This window comes from Mammaliicoccus sp. P-M59, assembly GCF_022386135.1.
Classification (GTDB): domain Bacteria; phylum Bacillota; class Bacilli; order Staphylococcales; family Staphylococcaceae; genus Mammaliicoccus; species Mammaliicoccus sciuri_A.
Map to the genome: position 1 here is coordinate 1 of NZ_JAJNJJ010000036.1, position 433 is coordinate 433.

A 433-nucleotide genomic window follows, 5' to 3' on the forward strand; every position below is an offset into this window, starting at 1 on the left:
TCTCTTTTAGCTTTTCGTTTTTTCCTAGTTTCTTCTTTTTTCATTTCTTCAAATTCATATTCTTCAATCATTTGTTTAGTACATATTTCATCTGCTGGTACTCTTATCGCTAATCCTCTTGGCACACCATTTGTAATACGCTTATTCACTTTATCTTTAGTAAGATTGTTCAATTTCATAACTGCTAATTCATTTTCTGAATACAATGTTTTCTTTCTAACTGGCGTGTTGATTGCTTGTTCAACAGTCCAACCTTTGTTTAATCTTTGATAAAAAGCATTAAAACTTATCCCATTTGCTTTAGCTTTAGCTAAATCTTCTTTAGTATGCTTTGTTCTTCTTTCAATTTTTGGTGCGTATTTAACCATTTCTCTTTCCCTCCACAATATTTATAGGTTCAACTTCTTCTAGTTTTATATTTCGAGTGTCTAAA

General features: G+C 30.3%; 1 protein-coding gene. It reads right to left on the reverse strand.

The window, feature by feature from the left end:
• On the reverse strand, window positions 1–368 hold a 368-nt coding region (locus tag LQ617_RS15865), incomplete at its 3' end, for a hypothetical protein (protein ID WP_239740795.1).
• Between the last annotated feature and the right edge of the window lie 65 nt (window positions 369–433).